The organism is Methylobacterium sp. AC433, from assembly GCF_979253015.1.
In genome coordinates, this window is record NZ_CEEDBN010000005.1 from 270,865 (window position 1) to 276,864 (window position 6,000).

The window sequence follows — 6,000 nt, forward strand, 5'->3', positions numbered from 1 at the left end:
CGTCGACGGCGATGCGCCGCGGCTACCAATCCTTAACGGCCTTTCGAAAGCCGGCCTTCAGGCTCGGGCGGCATGGTCGGACCCGGCAGGCCCTCGACCTGCCGGAGGCTGGCTTCATGACTCTGCAGGACGTCGTCCTCGTCCTCCTCCCGTCCGGACTCGCCTTCCTGGCGGGCTGGGTCCTGCGTGCCCGCACCCACCAGGCCGCCGACAGCCATCGGCCCGTGGACATCCATCGGCCCGTCTTGCAGGACGGCGCCGGGACCGAGCTGCTCGAAGACCGGATCTGGCGCCTCTCCGAAAGCGAGGAGCGCTATCGCGCCCTGGTCGAGGCGACGACGGAGATCATCGTCCAGCGCGATTCCAAGGGGCGGATCACCTTCGCCAATGCGGGGTTCGGCCGCCTCGTCGGCGCCGAGCCCCTATCGCTCCTCGGCACGACCCGCCAGCCCGACGTGCTGGAGACGGGGCCCGTCGTCCGGCACGCGGACGGCGTCCGCTTCGTCGAGATGCAGCTCGCACCCGTCTCGGGGGCACCGCGCTGGTACGCCTTCACCGAGATGCCGGTCCCGGGCAGCACCGGCGAGACGCAATGGCTCCGCGCCGGGGCCGACATCACCGAGCGAGTCGAATCCGCACGCTCCCTCGACGAGGCGCTGACCCGGGCCGAGGCGGCCAACGTGGCCAAATCGCGCTTCCTCGCCACCGTCAGCCACGAGTTCCGCACGCCGCTCAACGGGATTCTCGGCATGGCCGACCTCGTCCTGGAGACCGGCCTCGATCCCGAGCAGCGCACCTACGTCGAAGCCATCGGAACCTCCGGCAAGGCCCTGCTGACCCTGATCGACGGCATCCTCGACTTCTCGCGCATCGAGGCGGGTCGCCTCGATCTGGCCGCGGAGCCCTTCGATCCGGCGGAGATCGCCGAGGCCGTGGTGGAACTGCTCGCGCCGCGCGCCCAGGACAAGGGCATCGAGATCGCCGTCGACATCGCCGACGAGGTGCCGCGCCTGGTGGTCGGCGACGCGGACCGGGTCCGCCAGATCCTGATCAACCTCGCCGGCAACGCCATCAAGTTCACCGCCTCCGGCGGCGTCGGCGTCGAACTCGGCTACGGCGACGGCCACCTGCGGATCGCCATCGCGGATACCGGCCCGGGCATCCCCGAGGAGCGCATCCCGCGCCTGTTCGAGGAGTTCGAGCAGGGCGACGACAGCGCCAGCCGGCGGCACGAGGGAACCGGGCTCGGCCTCGCCATCACCCGCCGCCTCGTCACGCGGATGGGCGGGCGCATCGACGCCACCTCGCAGCCCGGGGCAGGCAGCGTCTTCGGCGTTGCCCTGCCCCTCGGCATCGCCGAGGCGGAGCGTGAACCGCCCCCGCGCCTCGATGGCCGCCGGGTTCTCATCGTCGCGAGTTCCCCGTTCCAGGCCCCCTATCTCGTCCGCCGGCTCACCCGCTCGGGCGCCGTCGCGCAGGTGGTGCCCGACCTCGAGGCGGGCCTCGCTGCCCTGACCGATGCGGCCTTCGACGCGGTCCTGGCCGATCGAACCCTGGGGGACGGCGCGGTGCGGACGCTGTCCGGCGAGGCCGGGCGCCGGGGCGTGCGCTGCTGCCTCGTGCTGCTGTCGCCCTTCGACCGGCGCGATTTCGGGGCCCCGGCGGCCTCGGGCTTCGACAGCTACCTCGTGAAGCCGGTTCGCGCCCGGTCGCTGTTCGACCGGTTGCTGGCACCCGCCTCGTCGCGGATGGACGGCGTCGCGGCTGCGAGGACGACCTTTCTGCAGGAGGCCGAGCACCCTGAGCGGGAGCCCCGGGGCGTTCCGGTCACCGGCGGCCCACGCGTGCTCCTCGCCGAGGACAATCCGATCAACGCCCTCCTGGCCACCAAGGCGCTCCAGCGTCTCGGGGCCGTGGTCGTCGTGGCCCGGGACGGCGAGGAGGCGCTCGCCCGCATCCGGGAGGCTTCGGAGGAAGCGCCCTTCGATCTCGCCCTCCTCGACATCCGCATGCCCGGTCTCGACGGCCTGGAGACCGCCCGGCGCATCCGCGCGGGCGAGACCGAGCAGCGGTCGCCGGCCCTGCGGCTCGTCGCCCTCACGGCCAATGCCGGTCGCGACGACGAGCGCGAGGCGCGGGCGGCCGGCTTCGATCATTTTCTCGCCAAGCCGCTGGACCTGCGCGCCCTGCCGGACCTGCTGGCACGCCGTGCGGCCGCCGCTTGAGCGTTGACACGTCGCGCCTCCCGCGCGAACACCGCGCCATGGCCGATGACCTCACCTCCGACGCGCCGACGCGCAGCCACGACCGCCGCGTCGCCTGGAGCGTCGTCGCCCTCACCGCCGCGACGGTCCTGATCGGGGCCGCGGTGCCGGCGCCCTCGCACCCGCGCGCCCAGGCCGAGCCGAGCGCCGATACGGCCTGCGCCGAATGGGGCGACGGCTGCCGTGTCTGCCAGCGCGGCGCGGACGGCATCGCCTGCTCGCTGCCGGGCATCGCCTGCGTGCCGAAGGAATCAAGCTGCCTGCGCCGCGCCGGCGGCTGACGGGCGACGATCGGAGGGACCCGTCCGTGAACGCCCCGGTGTTCCGCTTCGCACCGAGCCCGAACGGACGGCTGCATCTCGGACACGCCTTCTCCGCCCTCCTCAACGAAGCCCTGGCGGACGGGACCGGCGGCCGCCTGATCCTGCGCATCGAGGACATCGATCCGGTGCGGTCGCGGCCCGAACTGGTCCAGGCCATTCGCGACGACCTGGCCTGGCTCGGGTTGCGGTTCGCGCCGCCCGAGCGTCGCCAGTCGGAGCACCTCGCGGGCTATCGCCGGCAGGTGCTGTCCCTCGCCGAACGCGGTCTCGCCTATCCGTGCTTCTGCTCCCGCGGCGCGATCGCGGCGGCGGTGGAGGCCGGGGCCGTCGCCAGCGGGGCGGCCGCGCCGCGCGATCCCGACGGCGCTCCGCTCTATCCGGGCACCTGCCGCGTTCTGCCGAGGGTCATCTCGGATCGCCGCCGCGCCGCCGGTGAGCCGCATGCCTGGCGCCTCGACGGGGCGGCTGCCGCTGCGGCCTCACCCGGGCCGCAGGTCGTGCGGACCTTCGCGGTCGAGGCGGGGGAGGGGAGGGGGGGCGTCCGCCGCCCCGGGGCGGAACGGGTCGAGGCCGCCGACCCGAGGCGCTGGGGCGATCCGGTGATCGCCCGCCGCGACGTGCCGACGAGCTACCACCTCGCGGTGGTGATGGACGATGCCGAGCAGGGGGTCACCCACGTGGTCCGCGGCGCCGATCTGCGTGCCAGCACCGACCTGCACGTGCTGCTGCAGGCGCTGATCGGGGCGCCGTCGCCGCGCTACCATCACCACGACCTGCTCCTGGATCGCTCCGGCGAGAAGCTGGCGAAATCCCGCGGCTCCCAGACCCTCGCCGACCTGCGTGCCGCCGGCGCCACCGGTCCGGACATTCGCGACCGGCTCGGCTTTCGCTGAACCGGACCTTCGGGCCTCGACGGAGTCGGGGACTGCCGGTCAGCGCATCACGTCGCGCTGGGCCACGGCGGAGGCCGTGCGCGACTTCTGCATCGTGCCCTCGATCTGCTCGCGCTGGCGGGTGAACTCGGCGAGCATCCGCCCGTCGAGTTCGCGCCCGCGCGGCACGCGGATCTTCATCGGGTCCACGAAGTGGCCGTTGATGATGACCTCGTAATGGAGGTGGGCGCCGGTGGAGAGGCCGGTGGAGCCGACATAGCCGATCACCTGGCCCTGGCGCACCTTGGCGCCCGCGGTGATGCCGCGGGCGAAGCGGGACATGTGGTTGTAGGTGGTGACGTATCCGTTGATGTGCTGCAGCTCGATCCGGCGCCCGTAGCCCGAATCCCACTCCGCCTTCAGCACCGTCGCGTTGCCGGCGGCGACGATGGGGGTGCCGATCGGGTTCGCCCAGTCGACGCCGGTATGGAGCTTGGCGTAGCCGAGAACGGGATGGCGGCGGTAGCCGAAGCCCGAGCGCATGATGCCGTCGGCGATGGGCTTGCGGATGAGGAACTTCTTGAGCGAGCGGCCCTGCTCGTCGAGATAATCGATGGTCCCGTCGTCGGGGGACTGGAACCGGTAGACCTTCCGGGCCTCGCCGCCGAGATTGAGCGCGGCGTAGAGCAGCTCCGGACGGTCGGTGGAACCCTGCGCGCCCTCGTCGTCGAAGGTGTAGAAGATGTCGAGGCTGTCGCCCTGCGAGATCCGGCGCTGGAAGTCGACGTCGTAGCCGAAGATCTTGACGAGGTCGTCGACGGCGCCGCGCGGCAGGTCGTGCCGGGCCGCGGTTTCGTAGAGGCTCTGGTACAGGCGAGGCCCTGTGCCGCCTTCCTCCTCGCCATCGTCCGATGCCTCGGCCACGACGGGAGCCGCGCGCGAGGGGGCATCCTCCGTCGGCGGCGCCACCGACACGAAGCCGCCGCGGTCGTTGATGGCGGCGATGCCCTCGATCCCGTTCTCGCCGTAGAGCACCACGCGGGTGACCTGCCGGGGATCACCGGGCCTGGGGCCCGGGGCGACCTGCAGCCGGAACTGCTGGCCTTCTGACAGGTCCGCCGTCCGGGTGCGGCCGCCGAGGGCCGCCACGATGCCGCGGATCTGCTCGTCGCTGGCGCGGGCGGTGTTCCGGAGTGCGGCCTCGAGGGTCTCGCCGCGCTTGAGCGCGAGGTCGCGCTCCTCCACGAGGGGCGGCTCGGCCCCGGCGCCGCTCTTGGCGAGGCTGGTCACGTTCTCGGGCACCACCAGCACGTCGATGGACTTGAAGGGCGAGCCCTCGTCGCCGAGGCGCGCGGCCGTGTCGAAGGCGGAGGTCGCCATGCCCTGCTGCAGGGTTCGGGACAGCATGATCTGCGGCGCGATCGGGATCGCGGCGCGGCGTCCCGCCTCGGCCGAGAGGCGCCGCTCCTCCTCGATCTGCGCCGCCACGTCGTCGTCGGAGAGGGCGGGCGCGCCCGGCTCGACCTCGATCCCGGCGAGATCGCGCTTGATCACCGAGACTTCCGCCCCCGGCGCGTCGCCGAGGCCCGGCTCCGGCGCGCGCTCCAGCGGCTCGTCGGTGCTGAGCTTCATGGGGTCGAAGCGGGGCATCTCGGTGGCGAAGACGCCCGTCGTCATCGAGAGCGCGGTCGAGACCCGCATGAAGGGACGGACCTTGATGATCTCGCGGTCGCCCAGCCGCACGGTCACCGGCGAGCGGAAGCTCTGCTTGGCGGAGGCGATCATCAGGTTGCGCACGAGGCGGTCGCTCTTGCGCGCGACGTTGGCGGTGCCGTCGCTCACGGTCGGCCGCACGGCGTTCGACGCGCGCTCCGGGATCGCCGCGAAGGAGACCTCGCTCTGGAGGGAGACGTGGATCGCCGCGCCGATCAGGGCCGCACCGGTCAGGCCCGTGAGGGCGCTGGCGCAGAGCCAGCGCAGGTTGACGTCGCGCCGGTCGATCCGCGTCGCGTCCGGGCCGAGGAGATCGAGGGGGGGCAGGTTGCCCACGGGAAGGCGCGCGGCCGCCCGGGCCTCGCCGGCGCCGGCCTGGCCCGGGCCGTCCTGCTCCGCGATCTTCAGACGGCCGCGCTTCAATGGAGTGGTTCCTGATCTTCGGTTCGCCGGTCCGGCATCGAGGCCCGGAGCGCCGCAGTGCGGCCGGCCAACGATGTCGTGGCCCAGCATGTCGAGATTGAGGCACGTTTCGAACCCGCCGTCACCGGCGCCGGGAGAACGCTGGCCGCGGCGGGTGCGAAAATTTCTTCACAAAGGTGTTGACGGGCTCGGGCGTGGTCCGTATACCCCGGTTCATCGGCGGGCGGCCAACGGGGTTGGCGGCTTGCTTTTGCATCTCCTGAGACGAGCGCGGGGTTTGGCCTGGATTTCTGGGCGGGCTTTGCTGTTTGGTTTGGGCTGGTGATTTGTGTTCTTTGACAAGTGAATCTGAGAAAGAGAAGCGTGGGCGGCGATTTTGCTCTTGCGGATCCCCTGTTGTGGGGG

At 72.2% G+C, this 6,000-nt stretch carries 4 protein-coding genes; 3 read left to right on the forward strand and 1 reads right to left on the reverse strand.

Annotated features, from left to right (window positions below; all coding sequences use genetic code 11):
* Positions 1-116: 116 nt before the first annotated feature.
* Genes AC0IWM_RS10885 through gluQRS form a run of 3 tightly spaced genes read left to right on the forward strand, consistent with a single transcriptional unit; the run spans position 117 to position 3,480 of the window.
* Complete coding sequence (locus AC0IWM_RS10885; RefSeq protein WP_471754857.1) at positions 117-2,225, forward strand: ATP-binding protein; 2,109 nt, start codon at positions 117-119, stop codon at positions 2,223-2,225.
* A gap of 38 nt (positions 2,226-2,263) precedes the next feature.
* Entirely contained in the window at positions 2,264-2,545 is a 282-nt protein-coding gene (locus AC0IWM_RS10890; RefSeq protein ID WP_471754859.1) for a hypothetical protein, read from the forward strand.
* 26 nt (positions 2,546-2,571) lie between these two features.
* Positions 2,572-3,480, forward strand: a complete 909-nt coding sequence (gene gluQRS / locus AC0IWM_RS10895; protein WP_471754861.1) for a tRNA glutamyl-Q(34) synthetase GluQRS — start codon at positions 2,572-2,574, stop codon at positions 3,478-3,480.
* Positions 3,481-3,519: 39 nt separating this feature from the next.
* Here gluQRS and AC0IWM_RS10900 read toward each other — a convergent pair whose 3' ends face one another.
* Positions 3,520-5,595 (reverse strand): M23 family metallopeptidase, encoded by a 2,076-nt coding sequence (locus AC0IWM_RS10900; RefSeq protein ID WP_471754863.1) that lies wholly within the window; start codon positions 5,593-5,595, stop codon positions 3,520-3,522.
* Between the last annotated feature and the right edge of the window lie 405 nt (positions 5,596-6,000).

Excerpts from the sequence above, each read along its gene's own strand:
- AC0IWM_RS10890 (WP_471754859.1), top strand. The coding sequence starts at position 2,264 with ATGGCCGATGACCTCACCTCCGACGCGCCGACGCGCAGCCACGACCGC.
- AC0IWM_RS10885 (WP_471754857.1), top strand. The coding sequence starts at position 117 with ATGACTCTGCAGGACGTCGTCCTCGTCCTCCTCCCGTCCGGACTCGCC.